The sequence below is a fragment of the Actibacterium sp. 188UL27-1 genome (assembly GCF_016901225.1).
In the GTDB taxonomy this organism is placed as follows: Bacteria; Pseudomonadota; Alphaproteobacteria; order Rhodobacterales; family Rhodobacteraceae; genus 188UL27-1.
Genome location: NZ_JAFEUL010000032.1, coordinates 1 through 26,090 on the forward strand (window position 1 = coordinate 1; position 26,090 = coordinate 26,090).

The following is a 26,090-nucleotide window of genomic DNA, read 5'->3' on the forward strand; positions in this document are numbered from 1 at the left end:
AACCACCGTCCGCACACAAGCCTCGCTGGTATGACGCCAGCCGAATATGCTAACCGGTCAAAGGAAGACCAAAACCTGAACAGAGCTAACCTAAATTAGCGGACTCTAAGGGGAGCAGGTCAAGAGTTGGGTCTGCAATTCAGCCTACCGTACTTTTTTGGCGGCACGCAATTCATGGCCCATGGGGATTTGGGCATTACCGAAGCAACCGAGTTGGACGGCGGCACGATTTGCGTCGAAGCCGGCACGACAATCGAACGCATTTCAGCAAACTATCTCTCGACCCTGGGCGTGGAGCACACGATGGTGTCATACGAAAGTGCGGCCGAACTGCGCGCAGCTTATGTCGCCAATCGTTGTGACGCCTTCGCAGGCTGGGGTCCCAACCTTGCCGTTCTCCGCGCCACGGAAATCGATAACCCCGATGCGCATGTGATCCTCAACGATCAACTGTCATCTGAACCGATTTCCGCCGCCATGCGCCAAGGCGATGAAGAATTTGTGGATGTCGTGAACTGGATGCTGGCCGCCCTGCTGATCGCCGAAGAAGAAGGCGTGACCATGGCCAATGTCGAAGATATGGCGGCCAACCCGCCCAATCCCAAGGTTGCACGCCTGCTTGGTGCCGAACCTGGCATGGGCGAGCGTCTGGGGCTGCGCGATACTTGGGCGCGTGAGATGATCGCCGCAGTGGGTAACTTTGGCGAAGTCTATGACCGCAATCTCGGTGCAAATAGCCCATACAAGCTGGACCGCGGGCTGAACAACCTGTGGAGCCACGGCGGCGTTCTTTACGCGCCGATCCTGGACTAAGCCATTTGGCATGACGGGCTGACCCATTGGGTCAGCCCGTTTATCTTCAGCGGGCGGGGAATAGACATGTCAAAGGCTGATGAGCTGCGCCGAAAAGCGAAGCGGCGCAAAATCCTGATCCAAGCCGGCTTAATCGGTCTTTCCGTTCTAGTTATCGTCGGTGCAGTTACCACCGCACGCACCAATCTGGAGGCGCAGGGCCTGACAAGCGGCTTTGGGTTCCTCGATCGCAGCACAGGTTGGGACTATAGCTTCTCGCTGGTGCCCAAGGACATCATGGACCCCTATGCACGGACCTTGTTTGTCGGGTTTCTCAATACTCTTTTTGTCGGTTTCATTGCGATCTTTTTGACAACGTTGTTCGGATTTATCATCGGCACGGCTAGGGATGCGTCGAACATCGCCATCAAGTCGGCGGCCACGGTCTACGTGCAAATCTTCCGCAATATCCCACTCATCCTACAGCTCGTCTTTCTCTATGCGGTTCTGATCAACTTGCCCGGACCGCGTCAGGCGATGTCGATGGGCGATACTGTGTTTCTGTCGAACCGGGGGCTGATGTTGCCTGGGCTCAGCGTCACGCCGGGCGTGGCGGTTGGGCTGCTGCTGGCCTCCTTTGCGCTTGGCGTTTTCCTGATCTGGCGCAAGATGCCGCTGTTTCGGGGGCTGGTTGTCTGGCTTGGCGGATCTATCCTAATGTGCCTTGTGACGGCTTTTGCGATGCGGCCCGAGGGGGCAAGTCTTGTCTCGGTCCCCGCTCTTCAGGGGCTGCGGTTCCGCGGCGGTATAACGATCCCTATTGAGCTCTTTGGCATGATCATCGCCATCACGCTTTATGGCAGCGCCTATATCGCCGAGGTTGTCCGTGGTGGCCTGGCCCAAGTGCCCAAAGGGCTCACCGAAGCGGGACAGGCGCTCGGTCTGACGACCGGACAGATCTGGTCGCGGATCAAGATACCAATGGCCCTGCGGTCGATCATCCCGCCCTTGGGCAACCAGTGGATTTTCATGATGAAGGCTACAACGATTGGTGTGGCCATCGGGTTCAGCGACCTTTTCTACATCGTGTCGATTTCGATCACGCAGTCCGGGCAGACGCTTGAGCTGATAGCGATCCTGGCCGGCGCCTTCCTGCTCGTGAATGGGGGCCTTGCCGTATTCACCAACTGGCTGAACGCCCGCATGAAGCTGAAGGCACACTAAAATGACCGATCTCTCTGTGACATCCCCGTCCCGCTTTCGTGCGATTTCAGAGACACTGAAGAAGCGCGCGTTCTCTTCTCCGACAGACAGTGTGCTAACAATTCTGGTCTTTTGCGTGCTGGCCTGGCTGGCCTGGGCGCTGTTCGACTGGGCGGTTCTGCGGGCCATCTGGTCCGCAGAAAATGTCGATCAGTGTGGCAAGGGCACCGGGGCCGGGGCCTGCTGGGCCGTGATCGACGCACGCCACCGGCTGATCCTCTTCGGGCTCTACCCCTTTGACCAGCACTGGCGCTCGACGCTGGCGGCGGTGGCGATCATCGCAACGGTGGTGATTTCCTGCGTCCCGCTGATGTGGACGGCAAAGCGGATTGTCACGCTCTGGGTTGTCGGGTTTGCGGCCTATTACCTTTTGATGGAAGGCAGCCTGTTGGGGCTGCAGCAAGTCACCACAGACGGCTGGGGCGGTTTGTCCCTGACGCTGTTTCTGTTTTCCTCCGTCGTCCTGTTGGGCATGCCGATGGGCCTGGGCCTCGCGTTGATGCGCCGGTCGGAGATGCCGTTCGTACGCGGCTTTTCGGTGATCTTGATCGACTTCGTGCGGTCCCTACCGTTGCTCGTGACGCTTTTTACGGCCGCCGTGGTGATCCCGATCATCCTGCCCAGCTGGCTGGAAGGGGATAAGATCTGGCGGGTCATCATCGCCTTCGCCCTGTTCTTTGCCTGTTATCAGGCCGAAGTCTTTCGCGGTGGTTTTCAGGCGATCCCCAAGGGCCAGTTCGAGGCCGGACAAGCGCTTGGCCTGACCTACTGGCAAACGCTGGGCCGGATCGTGCTGCCACAGGTGTTCCGCCATGCGCTGCCCTCCACGATCAACATGGTGGTGATCACCTTCAAGGAAACCGCGCTGGTCATCATCATCGGCTTTTTCGACATCATGGCCTCGGCCAAGGCAGCGTTCGGCACCGGCGAATGGGCTCCGTACTACCTCGAGGTCTATGTGTTCGTGGCGCTGATTTACTGGCTCTTTATCTTCTCGCTTGGCCAGTACGGGGAATACCTCAAAGGCCGCATGGCGATCTCGGAGCGATGAGACGGTTTTCAGAGTTACCTTCACTGAAACTCGGAGGGGTTATCCCGTGACCGCCCCTATTTTTCGTGAAGCGGTGGACGGTCATGGAACGATCCTTTCTCTAGTCGAGGGTAACGGAGCCCTCAGGCGTGTCGAGCTCGAAAGACAGCGCCGCTGCGCCTTCATGGATTGCCGCCAGATGATCAACGCCCAGCTTGCTGAGTATCTCGGACAGGCTGCCGGGATCGGGGTGGCGCAGATGCACCTGTGTCAGGGTCACACCGAGGTTCTGCTGACCCGTAGAGGGATGCGGTCCCGGCGACCATTCGATGAACGCGGGCAAGAGCCCGCCCATCGGCAGGCTGCCGTCTGCTGGTACAGTCAGCCGCCATGTCCGGTCGCCGCGCGCGAAATCCACGACCTCGCCCAGATCAATGGGGCTTGCGGCGATCACCGCATCAAGATCGTCAGTGCCCACCACCCAGCACAGCGGGCGTGGGCGTTCGACAAGACGCGCTTGGGTCGTCTGATCATCCAGTGTGAACCAGCGGGTTCGGCCCGGGTCAGGGGCGTCTGGATCGATGGCGATCAGCTCAAAGAAGCTCTCGTTGCCCGCCTGCATGACGCAGTTATGCGTGCTCATCGCGTCATGCTTGCTGCCGCGCGGGACTTCGACGCCAAGCGCGTCTTTCATCGCGTCAACGCCTTGTTCAAGCGTGTCCGCGCCGATGGCAAAATGGTCGATCTTGTTGGTGGGCATGGGGTTATGGTCCGTTCAGGAGTTCAGGAGTTCAGGAGTTCAGGAGTTCAGAAGGGGAAGGGCGGCGGCCAGGTCGGCTTTCAATGTGCCGATATCATCCAGTCCGATATTGAAGCGGACCAATTGCCCGTCCTCATCCCAGCGGTTGCCGGTGCGCGTGGGCTTGACCGGCAAGACAAGGCTTTCGTATCCACCCCAGCTAACGCCGATGCCAAAGTGGTGCAGCGCGTCAACAAAGGCGCGAATCTGATCATCGGAGCAGGGGTGGAATACCACGCCGAAGAGGCCCGCCGCACCGCTGAAATCCCGCTGCCAGTGTGCGTGGCCCGGACAGCTGTCAAAGGCAGGGTGAAGCATTCGTTTCACCTGAGGCTGCGCCGCCAGCCAACTGGCGATCTCGCGACCAGCCGTATCGATGGCCTCCATCCGCACCTTAAGCGTGCGCAGGCCGCGCAGCAGCAAAAAGATTTCCTGTCCGCCTGTCTTGTCCCCGACGGCCATGACGGTGGCGCGGATCTGGTCGTGATAGGCTTTCCTGCTGGCGATCATGCCCAGCATGCAATCGGAGTGGCCGCTGAGGTATTTGGAACAGGACGCGACAACCACATCGACACCCAGCGTCAGCGGCGTGCAGAAAACGGGCGTGGCCCAGGTGCTGTCGATGATCGAAGGAATGCCCGCTTTGCGGACGACAGCGGCAATGGCAGGGATGTCCGGCACCTCGAACGTGCCGGAGCCGGGCGCCTCGAACATCACGGCACAGGTGTCGTCCGTGATCAGGCCGACGAGCCCGTTGCCCAGCATCGGATCGAAGTATTCCACCCTCACTTTGTGCCGTGTAAGCACCTTGTCGCAGAAGGCCCGCGTGTTGGCATAGACGTTGTCGGCCACCAGCAGGTGCTTGCCCGGCAGGGCAAAGGTCAGCAATGTCAGCGAGATGGCGGCAACCCCTGAAGAGGTCAGTGTCACACCATCTGCACAATCCAGATCGGCGAGGGCGTGTTCGAGCTGAAAGCTGGCTTCGTTCCCGTAGCGGCCATAATACATAGTGCCCGTCTGATAGCGGGCATCGCGGGCGGCCTCGAACGCTGCAAGTGTGTCAAAGACAATGGTCGACCCCAGCTCTATCGGGAGGTTAACGTGTCGACCGTCGATTTTGGCAGGGCGACCCGTCTGAACAAGCTTGTCCTGTAGGGAGAGGGGGCGTGGTGACATTTGTGGATTCCATGTATTGATTTTACCCTGACAGCCCGGCACAAATGTGTCAACATTCAGCATTTTTGTTCTTTATATCAGAACATTTGTAGTAGGGGTGAGGCCATCTTGGCGACGACGACATCTAAACTGACGGCGAACCACTGGGGTGTGGGAACCGCGACGGTTGAAGCAGGGCGCATTGTCTCTGTCAGCGGGCATCATGGCGACCCAGAGCCATCGCCGATCAATGATAACATTCCCGGAAGCCTGAACGGCCGTGCGCGGATCCAGCGCCCCGCCGTGCGCCAAAGCTGGCTGGAAGGCACGCCCGGTGCGGTGCCGCGCGGGCGAGATGGGTTTGTCGAGGTGTCCTGGAACCGGGCGCTGGACCTGATCGCAGACGAGTTAAACCGGGTGCGAACCGCCCATGGCAACGAGAGCATCTACGCAGGGTCCTACGGTTGGTCGAGCGCCGGGCGCTTTCACCATGCGCAAAGCCAGCTCAAACGGTTTCTGAACACGATTGGTGGGTTTTCCTATTCGGAAGGCAATTACAGCTACAACGCTGCTCTTGTGATGATGCCCTATATCGTCGGCCCGTTTCGCGAACATGTCGCACAGGCGACCCGCTGGTCCGTGATCGCGAAACATACCGATCTCGTGGTGATGTTCGGCGGCATGGCCATGCGCAATACGCAAGTGAGTGACGGGGGTATCGGAACGCATCGGATGCGCGGCAACCTCAGTGCCTGCGCGGAGGCGGGGGTGCAATTTGTCAACATCAGCCCGCTGCGCACGGATACTGACGGGTTTTTGAATGCCGAGTGGCGGCCTGCCAACCCCGGTAGCGACACCGCGCTGATGCTGGGGCTGGCGCATGTCCTTCTGAGCGAAGGATTACAGGATGATGCGTTCCTCGCCCACTACTGCGTGGGCTTTGATCGGTTCGCCGAATACCTCACCGGAAAAACGGACGGGGTGCCAAAGACGCCCGACTGGGCGGCAGCGCACACCGGCTGGCAAGCAGAGGACATTGTCAGCCTTGCGCGCCGAATGGCTGCAAGCCGGTGCATGATCACCGTTGCTGCCGGGGTCCAACGGACGGACTATGGGGAGCAGGCGCTCTGGATGGGGGTCACGCTTGCCGCCATGCTGGGGCAGATTGGACTTCCGGGCGGCGGGTACACTGTTGGCTACGGCGTCAATGGCAACATCGGCAACATGGAACGCTTGTTCCGTTGGGGGACACTGCCGCAAGGCAAAAATCCGGTCAGCGGCTTCATCCCTGTCGCAATGATCTCCGAAATGCTGATGAACCCCGGCGGATCGTTCACCTATCGGGGCAGGACACACCAGTTCCCCGACGCCAGACTGGTTTGGTGGGCCGGGGGCAACCCGTTCCATCATCACCAGAACCTGACACGGCTGCACGAGGCCATTCAAAAGCCCGACACCGTCATTGTGAATGACATCAACTGGACTGCGATGGCCCGGCACGCGGACATCGTGCTGCCTGTCGCGGCAGCACAGGAACGGGATGATTTCGGGGCGGGCAAGTCCGACAATGCTTTGGTCCCGATGCACAAGCTTGTCGATCCACCGGGCGAGGCGCGGGTGGAATACGAAATCTTCAGCGATCTCTCTGCCCGCATGGGCACGGACACGCAGTTCACCGAAGGGCGGAACGCCGACGCATGGCTACGCCACATCTGGACGCAAACCCAGGCTGCAGGTGCCAAGAGCGGGATCGACCTGCCGGATTGGGACGCCTTTCATCAGGGCGATGTGATCAAACTGCCGGATCCCTCACCGGATCAGGTATTTCTGTCAGAATTCCGCGCAGATCCTGAGGCCAATCCCCTGCCGACGCCGAGCGGGCGGATCGAGATTTTCTCCAAGACGCTTGCGGGGTTTGATCTGCCCGACTGCAAGGGCCATGCCAGCTACTTCCCACCACGGGATTTGGCAGCGGGCGAAGGGTAGTTGTCCATGCTGTCCGGCCAGCCCAAGACGCGGTTGCACAGTCAGCTCGACAACGGTGCCTACAGCATGAGCTTCAAGGTGCAGGGTCGGGAGCCGGTGCTGATCCACCCCGACGATGCTGCGGCGCGCGGGATCTCTGATGGCGATGTTGTGGAGCTTTTCAATGCGCGCGGGGGCTGTCTGGCCGGGGCGCGGGTCACGGATGAGGTCTTTGAAGGCTGCGTTTTCCTTTGGACCGGTGCCTGGTGGGATCCTGATTTCGATGCGCCGCAAGCCCGCGATCGGCATGGGAATCCAAACGCGCTGACACACGACTTGAGAACCTCCAGCCTGTCGCAATCTCCGGCATCCCATTCGGCCCGCATTTGCCTGCGCCGGTTTGACGGAGAACTTCCCGAAATCACTGTTCACGACCCGCCTGTTCTGTATAGTGGCACAGGCGGCGACGCGTGATATTGAAGACGAGGGCAACTTGAGCAACGACGTCAAAGAACCGAAAGTCGACTCGACCCTTTCGAAAGGTCTTTCGATCCTGGAGACGCTGGCAGGCTCATCTTCCAGCATGGGTGTGACCGAGCTGTCCAAGGTCTTGGAGTTGACCAAGTCGAACACCTTCAGGCTGCTGCAATCCTTGTCTGTGCTTGGCTACGTGCGTCAAAATCCGGACAAGACCTATGTCGCAACGCTCAAAACATGGCAGGTCGGGCGCGGTCTGATAGACAATCTCAACCTGCGGGAACTGGCCGCGCCGGAAATGAAGTACCTGTCGAAGGAGACCGGCGAAGCCATTTATCTTGCGGTTCCGGAGGATCTGTCCGTTGTCTACATCGACAAGCGGGACAGCCTGAAGCCGATTAGGTCATGGACTCCGGTGGGCGGGTCGGCACCGATGCACTGTGTCGGGACGGGCAAGGCGATCCTGGCGCGTGCCTATGACGAACTGCGGCCCCGGTTGAGCGGGAGGCTGACCCGTCACACGGACCTGACGCTGACCGCCCTGACCGATCTTGATGCCGACGTGAAGGAAACGCTGGACCGTGGCTACGCATATGATCGCGGCGAGTTCCGGGACCGAATATTGAGCGTGGGTGCCGCCATCTGCCTGCCGGATGGCAAGGCCATTGCAGCCCTCGGTGTATCTCTGCCCAACGTCAACATGCCAGAGAAGGGCATTGACTGGCTCGGTTCGCTTGTGGCCCATGCGGCAACAAGCGTTTCCGGCAAGGTCGCGAAGACCTGAGCGTTACTTCTTTTCGATTTACTCGACTGGGCCGCCTTTTTCCGCCCAGGTCGAAAACCCTTCCTTCAGATGCGCGGCTTCGAAGCCCATGTCCTGTAATGTGGCCACCGTCAGCGCGGAACGCCAGCCAGAGGCGCAGTGGAAGACGTATTTCTTTTCTTCCTGACCAAAGACTTCCTTGTAATATGGGCTGTCGGGGTCCACCCAGAATTCGATCATGCCACGCGGCGCGTGGACCGATCCGGGGATTGCGCCGGTGCGCTGGCGCTCACGGATGTCGCGGATATCGACGATGACGACGTTGGGATCACCCACCATGGAGATCAGTTCCGCCGTTTCGATCTCTTGGATGCGAGCGCGGGCTGACTTGACCATTTCGGCGGCGGTGGTATTGAGGTTCTTCATATTATTGTGCCACTATATAGAACAAACATTTCATATATTGACACCAAAGTGCCATTGTTGCAACCTCTCGGGCGACGGTTTTGCCCGACGGTCATCACTAATATAAGGTCGCCATTATGATGAAAAAATCCGCCATTTCATTGTGGGATTCATCATCCGCCGAGGAAGACTATGCCAATGAAGGCCTTCCGGGTGATGAGGTTGACGTTGCAATTGTGGGTGGCGGCTTCACCGGTCTTTCAACAGCATTGCATTGCGCCGAATTGGGTCTGTCGACCCAGGTGATGGAGGCCAAGCAAATCGGCTTTGGCGGGTCCGGTAGAAATGTCGGTTTGGTCAACGCGGGCGTTTGGCATCCACCGGCCAAGGTGCGCGAGAAGCTTGGCGATACCTATGGCCAACGGTTTGTTCAGCGCTTTGGCGATGGGCCTGAGAAGGTATTCTCATTGATCGAGCGGCACCAGATCCGGTGCGAAGTCACCAAGACCGGGACCATTCATGCCGCCCACGCGCCGGCAGGTTTTGTGGACCTGAAGGCGCGGTTCAAGGAATGGGAAAGGCTGGGTGCGCCGGTCCAGCTGCTGAACCGCCACGAGGTCTCGCAGCTGACAGGCACGGATGCGTTCTTTGGCGGTTTGCTGGACGCGCGTGCGGGAACGGTCAATCCTATGGGCTATTGCCGGGGCCTGGCCCGGGCGGCGCGGGGCGCGGGGGCGGCCATCACCACCGGCGTGCCTGTGACCAAACTGCAAAAGGAAGGACCCAGCTGGCGGGTGGATACCGACAAAGGCCCCGTGGTGGCCAAGAGCGTTGTGCTGGGGACCAATGCCTACACTGATGATCTGTGGCCCGGGCTGCGCAATGTCTTTACAAAGATCCACTATTTCCAACTGGCGACTGAGCCGCTGGGCGAGCGGGTGCGCCATATCTTGCCGGAACGGCAGGGACTATGGGACACGGGTCAGATCATGTTCTCCCTCCGGCGCGATATGGAAGACCGGCTGATCATCGGGTCCATGGGCACGGTGCTTGGGTCCAAGGATGGCGGTCTGTCCCATCGCTGGGCGCGCAAGCAGCTCAAGCGGCTTTTCCCGGATCTCGGACCCGTCACGTTCGAAGAAGCGTGGCACGGGCAAATCGCGATGACACCGGATCACCTGCCGCGCATTCACAAGCTGGACGAGGGGCTGTTTACCTCCATCGGCTACAACGGGCGCGGGATCACCACCGGCACGCTCTTTGGCGAGGCGATTGCGCGCCTGCTGACCGGAGCTGACCCCAACGACCTGCCGCTGCCACTGACCGATATCACAACCGTCCCGAGCGCACCGATCATGTCGCGGCTCTATCAGACGGCGTTCACGGCCAACCAAATCCTCAAGGCAATCTGAGACATGACGTATTTCAAGACCCGGGTCGGTGTGGATATCGGCGGGACGTTCACGGACGTGGCGCTCGATTATGACGGCGCGCTGTCGACCTGCAAGGTCCTGACGAACTACTCCCAACCCGAACAGGCCATTCTCGACGGGATCGAACTTGCCGCCGCGCAGGCCGGGGTGGCCCTGGGTGACATCGAGCAGGTTATTCACGGCACGACCCTCGTCACCAATGCCTTGATCGAGCGGCGCGGGGCCAAGCTGGCGTTCATCACGACCGAAGGGTTCCGGGACGTGATCGAAATGCGGTCCGAGAACCGTTTTGAACAATACGACCTCAACCTGACCCTGCCTGAGCCGCTGGTGTCGCGTCAGGACCGGTTCACGCTGAACGAGCGGATGGGGCCCTCCGGTGAGGTGCTGCTGGCGCTGGATGAGGCGGAAGTAGAGGCGATGGTTCAGCGGGTTGTGGACAGCGGGTACGAAGCGGTGGCCATCGGCCTGATGCACGCCTATGCCAATGACGCGCATGAGGTCGCAATGGCCGAGGCGCTGCGCGCGGCTGCGCCTGAGTTGTCGATTTCCATGTCCTCCGTGATCTCCCCTCAGATGCGCGAACTGCCACGGTTCAACACGGTGATCGCGAACGCCTATGTGCAGCCACAAGTGGCCGACTACCTCGGACGGCTGGTGCGCCGCTTGCAGGAGGCGGGCGTGACGGCACCGGTCTTCATGCTCCATTCCGGCGGCGGGTTAATGTCGGTGAAGGACGCAATCGAGCAGCCAGTGCGCCTTTTGGAGTCCGGGCCTGCGGGCGGTACGATCTTTGCCGCGGATTTTGCTCGCGCACATGGTTTGGACAAGGTGTTGAGCTTTGACATGGGCGGGACCACCGCCAAGATCTGCCTGATCGAGGACGGCGCGCCCAAAACCGCGAACACCTTCGAAGTCGCGCGCACCTATCGGTTCAAGAAAGGCTCCGGCATGACGGTCTCGACGCCCGTGGTCGAGATGGTTGAGATTGGGGCGGGCGGTGGTTCCATCGCCTCCATTGACGCGATGGGCCGCATTCAGGTCGGGCCGAAATCTGCCGCCTCTGAACCCGGTCCGGCGTGTTACGGCCGGGGCGGGCAAGAGCCGACGGTTACGGATTCGAACCTGCTGCTGGGCCGTCTGGACCCCGACAATTTCGCTGGTGGCGCGATCCCGCTGCATCCGGATGCTTCCGACAGGGCGGTGAGCGCGCGGTTGACGGAACGCACGGGCCTCAGTGTGCAGGACGCGGCCTTTGGCGTGACCGAAATGGTGGACGAGAACATGGCCAACGCGGCCCGTGTCCACACGGTCGAGAACGGGCGCGACATCGAGCATTTCACCATGGTCGGCTTTGGCGGCGGCGCGCCGCTGCACGCCTGCCGGTTGTGCGAAAAGCTGGGCATCAATGCCCTGATTATCCCGCCGGGGGCAGGTGTGGGCTCGGCCATTGGATTCCTGAAGGCACCGTTCAGCTACGAGGCGTCGCGCGGGATGTTCCAGCGATTGGCGGAATTCGACGCCAAGGCTGTCAACGACCTGCTGTCTGAACTGGAGGGCGAGGCGCGTGCGTTTGTTGAAGCAGGGGCCAAGGGGCAGCCCACAAAGACCAAGCTGACGGCTTTCATGCGCTATTCCGGTCAGGGTTGGGAAATCCCGGTCTCTCTACCGCACAAGGCTTTCGAGGACAGTGACAATGCACTGGTTCTGGATGCCTTTGAGGACGCCTACCGCGTTCTCTTTGGCCGCACCATCGACGGGCTGACCTGCGAGATCACCAACTGGTCGCTGATCGTCTCCACCGTTCTGGCGGATGTCGCAGCGGCGGAAGGCCACCGTTCCGGCAGCGCGCCGGTGGTCCTGCGCGACCGGGAGTTCTTTGACGCCGCCCTGCGCAGATCCGTCACTGCCAAGGAGGTGGCCCGTGAGGCGCTGACACCGGGGACCGCAGTAGATGGCCCGGCCATCGTGGTAGAGCGGGAGACGACGACAATCGTGACTTCCGCCTTTGGGGTCGTGGGTCAGGGGGACGGTTCTTTACTGCTCTTGCGCAAGGAGGCAGCGGCATGAGCACACCAAGCAGCATCGATCTTCAGATCATGTGGAACCGACTGATCGCGGTGGTCGAGGAGCAGGCCACCACGCTGATCCGCACGGCCTTTTCCACCTCGGTACGCGAGGCCGGGGATCTGTCTGCGGGTCTCTTCGATCGTCAGGGGCGGATGATCGCGCAGGCGGTCACCGGGACGCCCGGACATGTAAACGCCATGGCGGAAAGTGTGACCAATTTCGTGCGCGAGATCGGGGTTCAGGACATCTTTGAAGGGGATGTGCTGATCACGAATGATCCCTGGATGGGCACTGGGCATCTGCACGACATCACCATCGTCTCACCCGTCTTTCGCAAGGGCACTCACATCGGGTATTTCGCCTGCACGGCCCATGTGGTCGACATCGGGGGCCGGGGGTTTGGCCCGGACGGGAACGAAGTCTTTGAAGAAGGCCTTCTGATACCGATCATGAAGTTTGCCGAACGTGGCCAGGTCTCCAAGGACCTTGTGCGGCTGATCCGCTCGAACGTGCGCACCCCGGACCAGACCATCGGTGATATCTATTCACTTGCCGCCTGTAACGAGGCCGGGGACCGCCGCTTGCAGGCGATGCTGGACGAGTTTGGCAGCGATGACATTGACGCGCTGTCGGACTTCATCATCGAGACGAGCCGCAAGGCGACGCTTGAGGCGATTGCAAAAGTGCCGGACGGCAGCTTTAAACACGCCATGCAGGTCGATGGCTACGATGCGCCGGTGCACATTCAGGTGCGTCTTGATATTGCAGGCGACAGCCTGACGGCGGACTTCACGGGCACGTCGGGTATGAGCAAGTTCGGCGTCAATTGCCCAGAAGTCTACACTCGTGCCTATGCCTGCTACGGGCTGAAGTGCGCAATCGCGCCACAGGTGCCGAACAACACCGGCTCGCTGGAGCCCTTCCGGATCACCGCGCCCGAAGGCTGCATTCTGGCCGCCAAACGCCCGGCGCCCGTGTCGGTGCGGCATGTGATGGGGCATCTGGTGCCAGACGTGGTCTTGGGTGCGCTGCACAAGGCGCTGCCGGACACGGTGCCTGCCGAAGGGGCGTCGGCACTTTGGAACATCCAGATTTCGGCGCGCCCCAACGATCCGAGCAGCAACCTGCCGAACCGCGAGGTGCTGATGTTCAACTCTGGCGGCACCGGCGCGCGGCCCCGGCATGACGGGCTGTCGGCCACGGCCTTCCCGTCGGGTGTGTCCACCATGAGCGTGGAGGCGACCGAGCATGTCGGCCCGATCATTGTCTGGCGCAAGGACCTGCGTTCAGGCTCAGGCGGCGCGGGTGCGCAGCGCGGCGGGCTGGGCCAGACCATCGAGATCGAAGCGCGGGACGGGTATGACTTCTACTTCAACGCCATGTTCGACCGAGTGGAGAACGCCGCACGGGGCCGCAACGGCGGTACGCCCGGGGCGGCAGGCAAGGTGGAACTGGCGGACGGCACAGAACTGCGCTCGAAAGGGCGGCAGTTGGTGAAGAACGGACAGCGCCTGCGGCTGAGCCTGCCGGGCGGTGGCGGCTATGGCGATGCTTCGGCGCGGCCCAAGGAACAAGTGGCAGCGGATTTGGCGGCGGGGTTCATCACCGCTGAACAGGCCAAAACTGACTACGGATACGAATGAAAGACAGGACACAGACCATGACCGACAAACCAATTGCATTGATCTCGGGCGCGGCACAGGGCATCGGCCTCGCCTGTGCAGAAGCGCTGGCCGAAGACGGATATAAAGTGATCCTGGCCGACCTCAAGGAGACGGTGAAAGCCGAAGGCGAGCGGTTGGGCGGCGCAAGCTATGTCTGCGACTTTGGTGATGTAGATGCGATTACTGCGCTCTTTGACACAATCGAGGCAGAGCATGGCCCTGTGAGCGCGTTGGTGAACAACGCGGGCATTGCTATGCCGGGTGACTTCCTGAGCTATGATCTTGCGACCTTTGACGCGGTGCTGGGCGTGAACCTGCGGGGCGTTTTCGTGGCCACGCAGCGGGCTGCACGCACCATGGTCGACAAGGGCATCGAAGGGGCCATTGTCAATATGTCTTCCATCAACGCACAACTCGCGATCCCTGCGATCCCTGCCTATTGCGCCTCCAAGGGTGGCGTGATGCAGCTTACCAAGGTTGCCGCGCTGGCGCTCGCAAAAAATAACATCCGCGTGAATGCAGTTGGTCCGGGCTCCATCGATACCGAGATGATGGCAGGCGTGAACGCAAACCCCGAAGCCTTTAAGATGGCCATGTCGCGCACGCCGTTGGGACGTGCCGGCAGCGCACGGGAAATCGGCGATGTCGTCGCTTTCCTTTGCTCTCCGAAGGCCAGCTATGTCACGGGTGAAACCATCTATGTAGATGGTGGGCGCCTGGGACTGAATTACACCTGTTGAGGCTTGTTTGATGTCGTCCCGTTACGCCGAGACCTATGCCGCATGGCAGGCTGACCCCCAAGGCTTCTGGGGCAAGGCGGCCGAGCAGATTGACTGGTTCACACCGGCGACTTCGGTCTTCAATCCGGATATAGGGGTCTATGGCTGCTGGTTTGACGGGGCGACCTGCAACACCTGCTACAATTGCCTCGACCGGCATGTGGAGGCAGGGCACGGCGAGCGGCTTGCGCTGATCCATGACAGTCCGGTGACGGATACCGTCGTCCGGTTCACGTTTGCCGAGGCGACCGCGCGGGTCAGCGCGTTGGCGCACGTACTGCGGGGCCTCGGTGTCGAAAAGGGCGACCGCGTCATCATCTACATGCCGATGGTGCCGGAGGCGGTCTTTGGCATGCTGGCCTGCGCGCGGCTGGGGGCGATCCATTCGGTGGTCTTTGGCGGGTTTGCCGCCAACGAACTCGCCACCCGGATCGAGGACGCCGCGCCCAAGGTGATCCTCTCCGCCTCTTGCGGGATCGAGCCGGGGCGGGTCATAGCCTACAAGCCGTTGCTGGATGAGGCAATCGAGACTGCCGCCCAAAAACCGGATACCTGTCTGATCCTGCAGCGAGATGCGCTGACCTGTGATTTGATCGACGGGCGCGACGTTGACTATGCAGATATTGTCGGGTCCGCTTTGGCGGCAGGGCAAGGGACGGAATGTGTTCCCGTCGCGGCGACCGATCCGGCCTATATCCTCTACACCTCTGGCACGACGGGTCAGCCCAAGGGCGTGGTGCGCGACACCGGCGGTCACATTGTCGCGCTGAAGTGGTCGATGGCGCATCACTATGGCCTGAAGCCGGGCGAGGTGTTCTGGGCGGCTTCCGACGTGGGCTGGGTCGTGGGGCATTCCTATATCTGCTACGGTCCGCTGCTGCATGGTTGTGCCACGGTGATTTACGAGGGCAAGCCCGTCGGCACGCCGGACGCAGGTGCCTTCTGGCGAGTCATTCAGGATCACAAGGTTGCGGCGCTTTTCACGGCACCGACGGCGTTTCGGGCGATCAGGAAGGCAGACCCGACAGGAAAGCTGATTGATGACTATGATCTGAGCTACTTCCGCACCTTATTTCTGGCTGGCGAACGCTCTGACCCCGCAACCATCCAATGGGCGCAGGAAAAGCTCGACCGCCCGGTCATCGATCATTGGTGGCAGACGGAAACCGGTTGGGCGATGTCGGGCAATCCGGTCGGCCTTGGTGCTTTTCCGATTAAGCTGGGCAGCCCGGGCAAGCCGATGCCGGGTTATAATATTCACGTGCTTGATGACGCTGGCAATCCTGTTCCGCCCGGCACGCTGGGCAACATCGTGTGCAAACTGCCGCTGCCACCCTCAGGCTTTCCAACCTTGTGGAACGCGCCGGAGCGGTTTCTGAAGTCTTACATGGAAGACTTCCCGGGTTACTACGCGACCTCGGATGCCGGGATCATAGATGAGGACGGTTACATCTTCATAATGGCGCGCACCGATGACATCATCAACGTCGCGGGCCACCGTTTGTCCACCGGAGCCATGGAAGAAGTGATCGCCAGCCACCCTGAAATTGCAGAGTGCGCGGTGGTGGGCAAAGCGGATGCTCTGAAGGGACAGATGCCGCTGGGATTTTACGTGACCAACGATGGTGTCGCACGGAATGCGACAGAGCTGGAGAAAGAGCTGGTTCAACTGGTCCGTGCCAAGATCGGCGCGGTTGCAGCCTTCAAGACGGCCCTGCCCGTGCTGCGCTTGCCCAAAACGCGCTCCGGCAAAGTGCTGAGGGGCACGATGCAGAAAATTGCGGATGGGGAACACTATAAGATGCCCGCCGCGATCGATGATCCCGCCATCCTTACAGAAATCACTGACGCGCTGAAAATGCGCAACCTGATTGGATAAACCATGATTGAACGTCTCCAAACATCCCAGCGCATGAGCAAAATTGTCAAGCACAACGGTGTGGCTTACCTATGTGGTCAGGTCGGAGACGGAAGCACGGTCGCGGAGCAGACCATCGATTGTCTGTCGCGCGTCGATGCTTTGCTGGAAGAAGCCGGTTCAGACCGCGAGCATATCCTGCAAGCGGTTATCTGGCTGGCCGATATGGTCGATTTTGCCGAAATGAACGCCGTCTGGGACGCCTGGGTCCCCAAAGGTCACGCGCCCGCCCGCGCCTGTGGCGAAGCAAAGCTCGCCCGTGACGTACTGAAGGTCGAAATCATCGTAACCGCCGCCGTCAATGCATAGCGAAAGGCAGACTGTCATGCAGCCAGCTGTTGAAATGAAACAGGTCAACAAGTGGTATGGAACCTATCACGCGCTGCGTGATGTGAACCTTTCGGTGGCAAAGGGCGAAGTCCTTGTTGTCTGCGGCCCCTCGGGGTCCGGCAAGTCGACGATGATCCGCACGATCAATCAGTTGGAAGAGCATCAGTCGGGTGCCATTCTGGTAAACGGTGAAGAAATCAGCGCCGATGCGCCCAACATCGAAGAGATGCGGCGCGAAGTGGGCATGTGCTTTCAGCACTTCAACCTGTTCCCGCATCTGACGATCCTGGAGAATTGTACGCTTGCCCCGATGCTGGCGCGCAAGATTTCCAAGGAAGAGGCCGAGGCGACGGCAATGCAGTATCTCAACAAGGTGCAGATCGGTAATCAGGCCGACAAGTACCCGGGCCAGCTTTCAGGCGGGCAGCAGCAGCGCGTGGCCATTGCGCGGGCGCTTTGCATGAAACCCGAGATCCTGTTGTTTGATGAACCAACATCCGCGCTTGACCCTGAAATGATCGGTGAAGTGCTGGACGTGATGGTGACGCTGGCACAGGAAGGCATGACCATGATCTGCGTCACTCACGAGATGGGCTTTGCACGCAAAGTCGCAGATCGCGTGATCTTTATGGACGCCGGCGAGATCATCGAAGAGGGCGATCCCGAGAGCTTCTTTGGCGCGCCCAAGAGCGAGCGCACCCGAACGTTCCTGGATCAGGTGCTCAGCCACTAAAGCGGATAGGGTTGGCTTACGCCAGACAGAGGTTGTTCGGTTTTTTTGAACAGTTTCGAGCCGTTTCTTAGGTGGATTTCCCGCTCGATTATGCCGCCACCGGGATTGGTGACGACGGGTTGATGTATGCCTGATCGGGGGTTTGCCCGTCCAGCGATGAATGCGGTCTGTGTGTGTTGTAGAACGTAACCGTCCGATTTAGACCGCCTGCCGCGCCGGATTATCAGAACTTATAAGACGTCGTTACTGACGTGTTTAACGACGTCGTATGCGGGGAGGGCAGATTTTGCGACATGAGGTAATTGTTGGGGTCGAGCGTCGGCGGTTTTGGCCATATGAGATGAAGTTGTCGATTTTGCGGGAAGTCGGCGTGGGCGGTGCGACCGTGACGGATTTGGCTCACCGTCATGATGTGACCCGGCAGCACATCTATCAGTGGCGACGACAAATGAAGGACAAGGGGCTCTGGCCGGAGCCTGAGGGTATCGCTTTTCTTGCCTTGGATGCGCCAGAGCAACCGGTGACCTCTGTGCCCAAACCTGACGACATTTCGCAAGCCGAGATCGGTTTGCAAATGGCCGCACGCTGCGATGCCCTCCCGGCATGGCCTCTGTGATCGGCACCTGCAAACTGAACGGTATCAACCCGCAGGCCCATCTCGAACATGTCCTGGAAAAGATACTGAACGGACATATGCAGGAGGATATCCAAACCCTCCTGCCATGGAACTTCAAATTAGAGAGGGCGCGACACTCATGAGCAAGATCGAGGACGTCCAGCGCAGCATCGAGGTGATCGCCGGGCGGATCGCAGCGCAGCAGATGCTCATGGAAACTATCATCGTCGAAGCAATGCGCGCAAACCTGCAGGCGTCGTTCTAGATCTAATCTGCCCGTTCTCTCGAAAACATTCCGATTTTCTCCTAACCAAGATGTGGTCACGTCTCTGACAGCAAAGGTCTCCAACGAAGCCGCACCATTTCCATTTTATGGCTTCTGGCATCAAGGTTTCGATGGTTGCGAACGCCGACGACAATAAGCTGTACGCTTGGAACGGTCGCAGTCGAGGCGTTGAAATACACTTTTACCAGCCACTGGCGTACGGCGCGACCATTCTCTCAAGGATTTATCTCATTTGAAAGCTGGGTCAGGGGAAAATCTGATCCGATTGGGTGTTCTGGTCAACGACCGCTGCGGCGATTTTGCGCGTTAGAGCGCTTAGCTTAGGGAGCGAACCGATGACGATTGAAATAAATAACCAACCCTACGATCTGCCGGATGATGCCCGCATTTCGCTTCTTGATTTCATGCGAGAACGTCTTGAACTTTTTGGCAGTAAAAAAGGCTGCAACCAAGGCGCATGCGGAGCATGCACAGTGTTGGTTGACGGAGAACGTATTCTTTCGTGTCTGGCGCTTGCCGCCCAATATGATGGTCGTTCGGTCACGACGATTGAAGGTGTAGCGAACGGCGATGAATTGCATCCGTTGCAGGCTCTGTTTGTGGAAAACGAAGGCATGCAATGCGGCTACTGCACCCCAGGCCAGATTATGAGCGGGATCGCTCTTAAGTCCGAGCTGGAGCGTGGTGCTCCAAGCAATGTTTCCGCGGACCTGACTGTCGCTCCGCGCATGAGCCGCGATGAAATCAAAGAGCGATTGAGTGGAAACCTGTGCCGATGCGGGGCCCACAACGGAATTATCGATGCCGTCGCGGCCTATGTGGGGGGTGAAGAGCAATGAACCCTTTAACATATGAAAAGGCGACGTCCTCCGCTGACGCTCTCGAAAGACATGATGGTGACGCCGCCAAGTTTCTGGGAGCTGGAACCAACCTGGTGGATTTGATGCGTGAAGGAATTGCGACCCCGACACGGCTGATTGACGTTACGGGATTGGCGCAGGGCATCGAAGAGCAGTCTGACGGTGGTCTTCGGATTGGTGCAGGTGTCAGCAACACGGCCGTCGCCGACGACACAACGATTCGCGCCGAATATCCAGCTTTGTCACGCGCTATCCTTGCAGGAGCCTCTGCACAAATCCGAAATATGGCGACGGTCGGCGGCAACATTCTGCAGCGGACACGCTGCTCGTACTTTTACGATGTGGCTGGATCACGGTGTAATAAGCGTACTCCCGGCGAGGGTTGTGATGCTATCGGCGGTTTCAACCGTGCTCATGGCATCCTTGGCGTGTCAGACAGCTGCATCGCAACACATCCATCGGATATGTCCGTCGCTCTTTCGCTCTATGACGCAGTGATCAATGTCGAGGGTGACCAGGGGACCCGAAGCATTCCGATAAACGACTTCTACGTTCTTCCCGGAGATACGCCTGACATCGAAAATCAGCTTAATCCGGGTGAGCTGATCGTATCAGTCGATCTTCCTGCACCGTCTGCAAACAGACGTGCAACCTATCGCAAAGTGCGAGATCGCGCGAGCTACGCTTTCGCACTTGTCTCTGTCGCAGGCAGCCTGATCATCGAAGATGGCTTGGTTGTAGACGCCGGTATTTCACTGGGCGGCGTTGCACCTAAGCCTTGGCGCGCAACAGAAGCGGAAGCGGCGATTGTTGGGTCCCCACCAATAGAGGAGACGTTCCGAAATGCCGCTCAAATCGCACTGGCGGACGCGACAACTCAACCCGGAAATGTCTTCAAAACTGAATTGGCGCAACGTGTGATTGTTGCCGTGCTGCAAGACCTCGCAGGAGACGCACAATGACAAATATCAAACCCAACTCATCGTCACATAAGTCGGATCCCAATAGACGTCAGGTCCTTGCTGGCTCAGCGGCCGTCGCTGCTATTGGCGCGTTTGGCCTGCCTGTTGGTGCACAAACCACCGCTGCACCTGCTGCTTCGGGCGCTTTTGCCAGTTTGGGCGTTCCTCATATTCGGCGAGACGGTGCAGAGAAAGCGCGCGGCGGCGCCAAATTTGCTGCTGAATATAGCTATCCTGGAATGGTCTACGGCGCACTCGTCTACTCCACCATTGCTCGGGGTACGATTACGTCTCTGGAAACAGCTGAGGCAGAGGCAGCCCCCGGTGTTGTTCTTGTGATGACCCATGAAAACGCGCCACGGCTTGAACGACCTGAACCCTTCTATTCCTCACCAACTGGAATGGCGGGCAGCTCGACACCTGTGATGCAAGACGCTGAGGTTCTCTGGAACGGGCAACCTGTAGCAGTCGTTCTGGCATCGACTCAGGAAGAAGCCGATCATGCAGCCACCTTGATCAACGTGGCCTATGAAGAGGCTGAGGCTGTCACGAGTTTTGACGTCGCAGCGGAAAGCGCGCAGACAAGCTTCTATGCGGGCCGCGATCTGCTCATTGAGGAAGGTGATGCAGAGACGGCGCTGGCCGATGCGGAGGTGTCCATCGATCTGTCCTTCAACACCCCGGCCCATAACCACAATCAGATTGAGCCGCATGCCGTCACGGTCTTGTGGCAAGACGGCATCCTTCGCATGCATGATTGCTCACAAGGGGTCGATTTATCCGCAATTACGATTGCAAAAGTGTTCGGCATTTCCCCTGCAGAAGTGCATTTGTCTGCTGAATATGTTGGCGGAGGTTTCGGAGGCAAGACGGTGTGGCAATACCACATCCTCGCTGCTGCTGCATCGCAATTGGCCGACAGACCTGTTCGCATGTCACTGACCCGAGAGGGCGTGTTTCGGATATGTGGTGCGCGCGCGCCAACCCGGCAGCGTGTTGCATTGGGCTCAGACCGCGAAGGCCGTTTGACGTCGCTGATCCACACCGGGACGACGATGAAAATCGAGAACAACTCGATGACTGAGCCGTTTTTCGAGCAGAGCGAACACATGTATCGCGCCGACAACATGCACCTTGAGATCCGGGCAGGCACGATGGATATGCTTGCGAATACGTTTATGCGAGCACCGGGGGCAGCAACTGGGACATTTACGCTCGAGGTTGCCTTGGACGAGCTTGCCGAACGCCTTGCGATCGATCCCATTGAACTGCGGGTTCGAAATGAGCCTGAAGTCAATCCAACAACCGGCCGTGCGCATTCGCAGCGTGCATTGGTCGATGCATATCGTGAAGGTGCGCGTCGGTTTGGGTGGATTCCACGGTCGGGACAGCGCCAGGGCTACCGCGAAGGTGAATGGCAAGTAGGGACCGGTATGGCTGCAGCTTACTATCCGTATAAGCGATTTCCAGGTGGTGCCGCCCGTATCACGTTGAACGGTGAGGGTGGTGCATTGATCGAAACCGCCGCGGCCGACATGGGCATGGGGACGACAACTGCGACAGCAGCCGTTGCCTCAGAACGGCTTGGCATTCCCTACGATGCAATCGAAGTCAGGCACGGCGACAACACGTTGCCTGGCGCATTGATCGCGGCTGCATCACAGCAAACCGCAGCAATCGGGGCCTCATTGACAGCGGCGCATGAGGTTTTGCTTGCCGAGCTTGCGAGCCTAGTTCCAGCGACATCACCGTTGCATGGCCTTCCGGCTGCTGAACTTGGAACCGCTGAGGGCGCACTTTATTCGCTAGCCGATCCTCAGCAACAGATCCCACTGGTTGACCTTGTGGCATTGTCGGAAAGCGGCACTGTATCTGCGGAAGCGCAGGGCGGGCCGATCTCGGAATGGACGCAGGACTGGTCAATGCATTCGACCGGGGCCGTATTTACTGAGGTCCGCGTGAACTCAGTCACCGGTGAAATACGCGTACCTCGGATCACAGCCATCTATGATTGCGGAAAAATCCTGAACTCGAAATTGGCTGAAAGTCAGTTTCGAGGCGGCATAATCATGGCGCTCGGGATGACATTGATGGAAGGCGCAAGTTTTGACGAGCGGAACGGACGCGTGATGAACCCAAGCTTCGGGTCCTACTACATGCCGACCCACCTTGACGTCCCACATATTGACGTGGGTTGGACTGACATTCCTGATCCTCAAGCACCTACGGGTGCGCGCGGAATTGGCGAGATCGGAATGAGTGGACCAGCAGCAGCGATTGCAAATGCCATTTATGACGCAACTGGCAAGCGCGCGCGCGACCTCCCAATCCGTTTGGATGCGCTAATGTGAGACGATCAAAGCGCGTCGCGCGTTTTTGCAAATTGTCGCGGCGCGTGTCCCATGGTCCTCTTGAAGGCAACACCAAATGCGCTTTCAGAGGTGTAGCCGACATCGGAAGCAATCGTCGCCACGGGCATCTGTGAGTTCATCAACCTATCTGCAGCAATCAACATGCGCCATTCAGTCAGATATTCGATTGGTGTTTGGTCGGTCACCTCACGAAATCGAACCGCAAAAGACGTTCGTGAGCTTGCAGTCAGTTTCGCGAGTGTCTCAACGCTCCAAGCTCTCGCCGGATCATCGTGCATCGCTGCGATCGCGGGTGCGATACGTTTGTCTGCCAAGGCAGCGAGCCAGCCTTTGCCGACAGGCGAATCTGTGGAGAGATGATCGCGCAGGACTTGAAGCAGCAAGACGTGGGAAAGATGTGTGACCGTTAATGGACTTCCCGGTCGAGGCAAACGCAGCTCATCCGCAATTCGACTAAGTGTCCAACGGATGGTCTCTTGCTCTGGACCAGGGCTGATCACGATCAAAGGCGGCAAGTTGCGCATGAGTGTCCGCGCAGGCAATCCGTCAAGGAGGAACCTCGCACCCGTCATGAAAAAATCGCCGCCGCATCCGTAGGTCGCCGTCCCGCCATGACGTACCGGCTCGTAGAGAATTTGCGCATCAATCCCTGTTTGTGAGGGTTTCGATGACAGGATAAAGGGCCGACCCCGTGGCAGAATTGCGCAATGGCCAGCCGGAAGATGAACGGGGTCAGTATCCTGAACGGTAATCCAGCATTCTCCTTTGAGAACGGCATTACATTTCAGACCCTCATGCGCCTCAAATCGAATTGACCAGTCACCGCCCGCGTCAAAACCGGCAGCGACGCAATCATGTGGATGCAACAAAGAGACAATATTTGATAAAGGATCTATAGATCACCTATTTTGAACGTTGGCGAGATATTTGTGAACTATCAAGCACTTTAAGTTCGAATTATCGCGCATATCTCCCCCGATATCAACAGGGAGAACCGCGTCGTGCTCCACAAATCAGCACAGCCCGTGAGCTGAAAATTGCAAGCTAGTGCTGAGCCCTCTGATCAGCGGTTGGCTTCGCGCAAGTCAAGAGAGTGAACCAGAATGAACAGATCTAAATCTACACCCAAAGTGATGGTCACCGGCGCAACGGGACAGCTTGGCGGTCTAGCAATTTCGACCTTGCTGAAAAGGATGGCTCCAAACCAGATTGCTGCGCTCGTGCGACCGAAAAAAGAAGCCGATGCCCGTGTCTCGAAGCTCGATCAACTAGGGACCGAAACGAGAGAAGCCGATTACGAAGATCTCGAGTCACTGAGGCAGGCGATGTCGGGGATCGAACGTCTGCTATTTATCTCTTCCAACTCGTTTGAACCGCGCCGAAGCCAACACCAGAACGTGATCGATGCGGCACAGGCGTCCGGTGTAAAGTTTATTGCGTACACCAGCATCTTGAATGCTCAGGACACTCCGCTGGTTTTGGCGACCGATCACCGGGAAACAGAGAACATGTTGACGGCTTCCGGCATAGATCATGTGGTGCTTCGCAATGGATGGTATCTGGAAAATCATCTCAACGGAGCCCAACAAGCCGTGAAGGATGGTTTCATTGCAGGCGCTGCAGGCGATGGTCGTTTCTCTTCTGCTGGTCGCGCGGATTATGCCGCGGCGGCCGCTGTTGTGATCCATCCAGATTTCGTCCCGACACGACAGGTTTTTGAGTTGGCCGGCGATGCTTCATATTCGCTTTATGATCTTGCTGCGGCTTTCAGCGAGCAGTTTGATACAGATATTCGATACCGGAACATGGATGCAGAAGCCTTTAGATCTGCGCTGGAGGTACACAACCTGCCACAGACTCTGACGTCAATTCTGGTGGATACAGATCTGTGTGCTGCCGATGGGGCGCTTGAAGACGCCAGCGGCACGCTGCAGGCTCTTATTGGCCGTCCGACACTTTCCCTGTCCGATGCACTATCAACCACCCCTTAACCCTTAGGGCTCTGCAAACACCCTAAATCTAACTCAGGAGAATGCGAAATGACAAAAATCACACCGAACCGCCGCACCATCTTGGCAGGCGCGGCAGCAACCTTTCTCACAGGGATATCCGGGCTGGTCACATCAGCACGAGCACAAGGTTTCGCGCCGACCCGGACAATGCGTGGTGGAGCAAATAATTATCGACCCGGCGCACCGATCGTAGATCGGATCGGAGGCGGGGGCTTTTGGACAACAGGAACCGTTCGGCGCGCAAACGATGGCATGCCTCTCCCTGGTCGCCGGATTCAAGTCTGGGCCCACACCACCGAAGGCCACGAACGCGACGCGGCATCACATGGTGCCACCCTTACGGACGAGAACGGTATCTTCCGCATCGAAATGCCTCAGATTGTTCCCGCCTTTGGCCAGCCGCATGGGCATTTGGCATACGACGCCGAGTTTGATGACGGCGGGTTCCAAACCGTCTTTTTGAGGCCAGTCATGGCGCGTGCGTCGGATACAGAACTTAACGTAGATTTTGTTCTGCAGCCTTCATGATCTCAAGAAAGACAGTGTTGTGGATGGTGGTTACACTCGTGATCGCTATACCAATACTGGTTGCAACCCAGAGTCCGCTCCTTGAATGGCGCCAGCCGATTTATGTAGCAGCTGGTTTTGCTGGGATAATCGCCTTGGCATTGATGCTGTTGCAAACTCTTTTAGTAAGTGGCCAGCTACTTGTTGGTTCGAAACAGAGATACGCCCACGCGATTGTTGGCGGAAGTATCGTTAGCTTAATCGTCGTTCATATCGGGGGGCTTTGGTATATTAGCCCTCCGGATGTTGTTGACGTGCTTCTTTTTCGCTCACCTACACCGTTCGGACTTTGGGGAATGATAGCAACACTTGCTGTATTTGCCTTAAGCAGTCTGGCTGTCTTCAGGACGCGGATCAGTTTGACACGTTTTCGCGCGCTGCATGGCGCTAGTGCAGTTCTTGTCGTTCTTACGACTATTGCGCACACTGTTTTGATAGAGGGCGCCATGGGCCAGTATACGAAAGTGGCCTTGTGTAGTATGGTCGGTGGAGCACTTTGTTGGACGCTATGGCGTCGTCGGAGTTGGCGAGTTTTCAAACTTAAGAGAGCGTAGCCGGGCTACGCTCCCCCTGCCGGACACACGCCTTTCACACTTAAAATAATACGTTGTCACGGCCTTTAAGACCAATAACATCTCTCGCTTGGTCTGGCGTTGCAACGTAAGCGTTTGAGAGGTGGTTCGGTTCGTTTGAACAGTTTGGAGCCGTTTCTTAGGTGGATTTTCCGCTCGTTTATGCCGCCACCGGGATTGGTTTCGACGGGTTGAGATATGCCTGATCGGGGGGTTGCCCGTCCAGCGATGAGTGTGGTCGCCTGCTGTTGTAGAATGCCAGATACA

26 protein-coding genes and 1 pseudogene are annotated in these 26,090 nt (G+C 58.6%); 22 read left to right on the top strand and 5 right to left on the bottom strand.

Annotated elements, in window-relative coordinates; genetic code table 11:
- The first annotated feature begins 126 nt into the window (after window positions 1–126).
- From IU397_RS22340 to IU397_RS22350, 3 genes are all read left to right on the top strand, one after another.
- Window positions 127–813: a transporter substrate-binding domain-containing protein gene (locus IU397_RS22340; RefSeq protein WP_204417794.1), complete on the top strand. Its 687-nt coding sequence runs from the start codon at window positions 127–129 to the stop codon at window positions 811–813.
- 66 nt (window positions 814–879) lie between these two features.
- Entirely contained in the window at window positions 880–2,016 is a 1,137-nt protein-coding gene (locus IU397_RS22345) for an ABC transporter permease subunit (RefSeq protein WP_204417796.1), read from the top strand.
- Between the two features lies 1 nt (window position 2,017).
- Entirely contained in the window at window positions 2,018–3,106 is a 1,089-nt protein-coding gene (locus tag IU397_RS22350) for an amino acid ABC transporter permease (RefSeq protein WP_204417798.1), read from the top strand.
- A 100-nt stretch (window positions 3,107–3,206) separates the two neighbouring features.
- On the opposite strand, the gene IU397_RS22355 is transcribed toward IU397_RS22350, so the two are convergent.
- A complete protein-coding gene (locus IU397_RS22355; RefSeq protein ID WP_204417799.1) occupies window positions 3,207–3,845 on the bottom strand; it encodes a VOC family protein in 639 nt (212 codons plus the stop codon).
- Window positions 3,846–3,884: 39 nt separating this feature from the next.
- Complete coding sequence (gene metC / locus IU397_RS22360) at window positions 3,885–5,060, bottom strand: cystathionine beta-lyase (protein ID WP_204417801.1); 1,176 nt, start codon at window positions 5,058–5,060, stop codon at window positions 3,885–3,887.
- Between the two features lie 108 nt (window positions 5,061–5,168).
- Between metC and IU397_RS22365 the strand changes: the two genes are divergently transcribed.
- The 3 genes from IU397_RS22365 to IU397_RS22375 are packed head-to-tail and all read left to right on the top strand — an operon-like array spanning window position 5,169 to window position 8,265.
- Window positions 5,169–7,025, top strand: coding sequence for a molybdopterin-dependent oxidoreductase (locus IU397_RS22365; RefSeq protein WP_204417803.1), 1,857 nt, complete (start codon window positions 5,169–5,171; stop codon window positions 7,023–7,025).
- Window positions 7,026–7,031: 6 nt separating this feature from the next.
- Window positions 7,032–7,478 (top strand): molybdopterin dinucleotide binding domain-containing protein, encoded by a 447-nt coding sequence (locus IU397_RS22370; protein ID WP_204417804.1) that lies wholly within the window; start codon window positions 7,032–7,034, stop codon window positions 7,476–7,478.
- Between the two features lie 19 nt (window positions 7,479–7,497).
- Window positions 7,498–8,265 (top strand): IclR family transcriptional regulator, encoded by a 768-nt coding sequence (locus IU397_RS22375; RefSeq protein WP_239480002.1) that lies wholly within the window; start codon window positions 7,498–7,500, stop codon window positions 8,263–8,265.
- Window positions 8,266–8,283: 18 nt separating this feature from the next.
- Here the strand turns inward: IU397_RS22375 and IU397_RS22380 are convergent, their stop codons facing one another.
- Entirely contained in the window at window positions 8,284–8,670 is a 387-nt protein-coding gene (locus IU397_RS22380; protein WP_204417805.1) for a rhodanese-like domain-containing protein, read from the bottom strand.
- A gap of 116 nt (window positions 8,671–8,786) precedes the next feature.
- Between IU397_RS22380 and IU397_RS22385 the strand changes: the two genes are divergently transcribed.
- From IU397_RS22385 to IU397_RS22415, 7 genes are read left to right on the top strand one after another with little or no spacing between them, the layout of a single operon-like run.
- Window positions 8,787–10,061, top strand: a complete 1,275-nt coding sequence (locus IU397_RS22385) for an FAD-binding oxidoreductase (protein ID WP_204417806.1) — start codon at window positions 8,787–8,789, stop codon at window positions 10,059–10,061.
- A 3-nt stretch (window positions 10,062–10,064) separates the two neighbouring features.
- On the top strand, window positions 10,065–12,152 hold the full coding sequence (locus IU397_RS22390; protein WP_204417807.1) for a hydantoinase/oxoprolinase family protein: 2,088 nt from the start codon (window positions 10,065–10,067) through the stop codon (window positions 12,150–12,152).
- Window positions 12,149–13,795: a hydantoinase B/oxoprolinase family protein gene (locus IU397_RS22395; RefSeq protein ID WP_204417808.1), complete on the top strand. Its 1,647-nt coding sequence runs from the start codon at window positions 12,149–12,151 to the stop codon at window positions 13,793–13,795. The genes IU397_RS22390 and IU397_RS22395 overlap by 4 nt, the downstream gene beginning before the upstream one ends.
- 17 nt (window positions 13,796–13,812) lie before the next feature.
- Window positions 13,813–14,556, top strand: a complete 744-nt coding sequence (locus tag IU397_RS22400; RefSeq protein ID WP_204417809.1) for an SDR family NAD(P)-dependent oxidoreductase — start codon at window positions 13,813–13,815, stop codon at window positions 14,554–14,556.
- 10 nt (window positions 14,557–14,566) lie between these two features.
- Window positions 14,567–16,474 (top strand): propionyl-CoA synthetase, encoded by a 1,908-nt coding sequence (locus IU397_RS22405; RefSeq protein WP_204417811.1) that lies wholly within the window; start codon window positions 14,567–14,569, stop codon window positions 16,472–16,474.
- 3 nt (window positions 16,475–16,477) lie between these two features.
- On the top strand, window positions 16,478–16,822 hold the full coding sequence (locus IU397_RS22410) for a RidA family protein (protein WP_204417812.1): 345 nt from the start codon (window positions 16,478–16,480) through the stop codon (window positions 16,820–16,822).
- 16 nt (window positions 16,823–16,838) lie between these two features.
- Complete coding sequence (locus tag IU397_RS22415; protein WP_204417815.1) at window positions 16,839–17,576, top strand: amino acid ABC transporter ATP-binding protein; 738 nt, start codon at window positions 16,839–16,841, stop codon at window positions 17,574–17,576.
- A gap of 88 nt (window positions 17,577–17,664) precedes the next feature.
- Here IU397_RS22415 and IU397_RS22420 read toward each other — a convergent pair.
- A pseudogene (locus IU397_RS22420) lies at window positions 17,665–17,796 on the bottom strand (integrase core domain-containing protein); the annotation flags it as partial.
- A gap of 48 nt (window positions 17,797–17,844) precedes the next feature.
- Here IU397_RS22420 and IU397_RS22425 point away from each other — a divergent pair.
- The 6 genes from IU397_RS22425 to IU397_RS22445 all read left to right on the top strand — a co-directional run bounded on the left by IU397_RS22425 (window position 17,845) and on the right by IU397_RS22445 (window position 22,651).
- A complete protein-coding gene (locus IU397_RS22425; RefSeq protein WP_204417817.1) occupies window positions 17,845–18,192 on the top strand; it encodes a transposase in 348 nt (115 codons plus the stop codon).
- The gene (locus IU397_RS22430; protein WP_239480004.1) at window positions 18,180–18,335 is read left to right on the top strand and encodes a transposase domain-containing protein; all 156 of its coding nucleotides are present in this window, start codon (window positions 18,180–18,182) and stop codon (window positions 18,333–18,335) included. The genes IU397_RS22425 and IU397_RS22430 overlap by 13 nt, the downstream gene beginning before the upstream one ends.
- Window positions 18,332–18,457 carry a hypothetical protein gene (locus IU397_RS23685; RefSeq protein WP_255569850.1) on the top strand — a complete coding sequence of 42 codons (126 nt, stop codon included), beginning with the start codon at window positions 18,332–18,334 and terminating at the stop codon, window positions 18,455–18,457. The genes IU397_RS22430 and IU397_RS23685 overlap by 4 nt, the downstream gene beginning before the upstream one ends.
- A gap of 356 nt (window positions 18,458–18,813) precedes the next feature.
- On the top strand, window positions 18,814–19,317 hold the full coding sequence (locus IU397_RS22435) for a 2Fe-2S iron-sulfur cluster-binding protein (RefSeq protein ID WP_204417819.1): 504 nt from the start codon (window positions 18,814–18,816) through the stop codon (window positions 19,315–19,317).
- Window positions 19,314–20,300, top strand: coding sequence for a xanthine dehydrogenase family protein subunit M (locus IU397_RS22440; protein ID WP_204417821.1), 987 nt, complete (start codon window positions 19,314–19,316; stop codon window positions 20,298–20,300). Before IU397_RS22435 ends, IU397_RS22440 begins: the two co-directional genes overlap by 4 nt.
- Window positions 20,297–22,651, top strand: coding sequence for a xanthine dehydrogenase family protein molybdopterin-binding subunit (locus IU397_RS22445; protein WP_204417823.1), 2,355 nt, complete (start codon window positions 20,297–20,299; stop codon window positions 22,649–22,651). Before IU397_RS22440 ends, IU397_RS22445 begins: the two co-directional genes overlap by 4 nt.
- Window positions 22,652–22,656: 5 nt before the next feature.
- Here the strand turns inward: IU397_RS22445 and IU397_RS24065 are convergent, their stop codons facing one another.
- Window positions 22,657–23,568, bottom strand: coding sequence for an AraC family transcriptional regulator (locus IU397_RS24065; protein ID WP_204417831.1), 912 nt, complete (start codon window positions 23,566–23,568; stop codon window positions 22,657–22,659).
- A 207-nt stretch (window positions 23,569–23,775) separates the two neighbouring features.
- Here IU397_RS24065 and IU397_RS22455 point away from each other — a divergent pair, with 207 nt between their 5' ends.
- The 3 genes from IU397_RS22455 to IU397_RS24070 are packed head-to-tail and all read left to right on the top strand — an operon-like array spanning window position 23,776 to window position 25,805.
- A complete protein-coding gene (locus IU397_RS22455) occupies window positions 23,776–24,663 on the top strand; it encodes an NAD(P)H-binding protein (protein ID WP_204417825.1) in 888 nt (295 codons plus the stop codon).
- Between the two features lie 48 nt (window positions 24,664–24,711).
- Window positions 24,712–25,212, top strand: a complete 501-nt coding sequence (locus tag IU397_RS22460) for a twin-arginine translocation pathway signal (RefSeq protein ID WP_204417827.1) — start codon at window positions 24,712–24,714, stop codon at window positions 25,210–25,212.
- A 23-nt stretch (window positions 25,213–25,235) separates the two neighbouring features.
- Window positions 25,236–25,805 carry a ferric reductase-like transmembrane domain-containing protein gene (locus IU397_RS24070; RefSeq protein WP_204417829.1) on the top strand — a complete coding sequence of 190 codons (570 nt, stop codon included), beginning with the start codon at window positions 25,236–25,238 and terminating at the stop codon, window positions 25,803–25,805.
- The last annotated feature ends 285 nt before the right edge of the window (window positions 25,806–26,090 follow it).

Bases quoted from the DNA above. Each gene is read 5' to 3' on its own strand.
- IU397_RS22345 (WP_204417796.1), top strand. From the start codon at position 880: ATGTCAAAGGCTGATGAGCTGCGCCGAAAAGCGAAGCGGCGCAAAATC.
- IU397_RS22350 (WP_204417798.1), top strand. From the start codon at position 2,018: ATGACCGATCTCTCTGTGACATCCCCGTCCCGCTTTCGTGCGATTTCA.
- IU397_RS22355 (WP_204417799.1), bottom strand. From the start codon at position 3,845: ATGCCCACCAACAAGATCGACCATTTTGCCATCGGCGCGGACACGCTT.
- metC (WP_204417801.1), bottom strand. From the start codon at position 5,060: ATGTCACCACGCCCCCTCTCCCTACAGGACAAGCTTGTTCAGACGGGT.
- IU397_RS22370 (WP_204417804.1), top strand. From the start codon at position 7,032: ATGCTGTCCGGCCAGCCCAAGACGCGGTTGCACAGTCAGCTCGACAAC.
- IU397_RS22380 (WP_204417805.1), bottom strand. From the start codon at position 8,670: ATGAAGAACCTCAATACCACCGCCGCCGAAATGGTCAAGTCAGCCCGC.
- IU397_RS22385 (WP_204417806.1), top strand. From the start codon at position 8,787: ATGATGAAAAAATCCGCCATTTCATTGTGGGATTCATCATCCGCCGAG.
- IU397_RS22390 (WP_204417807.1), top strand. From the start codon at position 10,065: ATGACGTATTTCAAGACCCGGGTCGGTGTGGATATCGGCGGGACGTTC.
- IU397_RS22395 (WP_204417808.1), top strand. From the start codon at position 12,149: ATGAGCACACCAAGCAGCATCGATCTTCAGATCATGTGGAACCGACTG.
- IU397_RS22400 (WP_204417809.1), top strand. From the start codon at position 13,813: ATGACCGACAAACCAATTGCATTGATCTCGGGCGCGGCACAGGGCATC.
- IU397_RS22405 (WP_204417811.1), top strand. From the start codon at position 14,567: ATGTCGTCCCGTTACGCCGAGACCTATGCCGCATGGCAGGCTGACCCC.
- IU397_RS22410 (WP_204417812.1), top strand. From the start codon at position 16,478: ATGATTGAACGTCTCCAAACATCCCAGCGCATGAGCAAAATTGTCAAG.
- IU397_RS22415 (WP_204417815.1), top strand. From the start codon at position 16,839: ATGCAGCCAGCTGTTGAAATGAAACAGGTCAACAAGTGGTATGGAACC.
- IU397_RS22425 (WP_204417817.1), top strand. From the start codon at position 17,845: ATGCGGGGAGGGCAGATTTTGCGACATGAGGTAATTGTTGGGGTCGAG.
- IU397_RS22430 (WP_239480004.1), top strand. From the start codon at position 18,180: ATGGCCTCTGTGATCGGCACCTGCAAACTGAACGGTATCAACCCGCAG.
- IU397_RS23685 (WP_255569850.1), top strand. From the start codon at position 18,332: ATGAGCAAGATCGAGGACGTCCAGCGCAGCATCGAGGTGATCGCCGGG.
- IU397_RS22435 (WP_204417819.1), top strand. From the start codon at position 18,814: ATGACGATTGAAATAAATAACCAACCCTACGATCTGCCGGATGATGCC.
- IU397_RS22440 (WP_204417821.1), top strand. From the start codon at position 19,314: ATGAACCCTTTAACATATGAAAAGGCGACGTCCTCCGCTGACGCTCTC.
- IU397_RS22445 (WP_204417823.1), top strand. From the start codon at position 20,297: ATGACAAATATCAAACCCAACTCATCGTCACATAAGTCGGATCCCAAT.
- IU397_RS22455 (WP_204417825.1), top strand. From the start codon at position 23,776: ATGAACAGATCTAAATCTACACCCAAAGTGATGGTCACCGGCGCAACG.
- IU397_RS22460 (WP_204417827.1), top strand. From the start codon at position 24,712: ATGACAAAAATCACACCGAACCGCCGCACCATCTTGGCAGGCGCGGCA.
- IU397_RS24070 (WP_204417829.1), top strand. From the start codon at position 25,236: ATGGTGGTTACACTCGTGATCGCTATACCAATACTGGTTGCAACCCAG.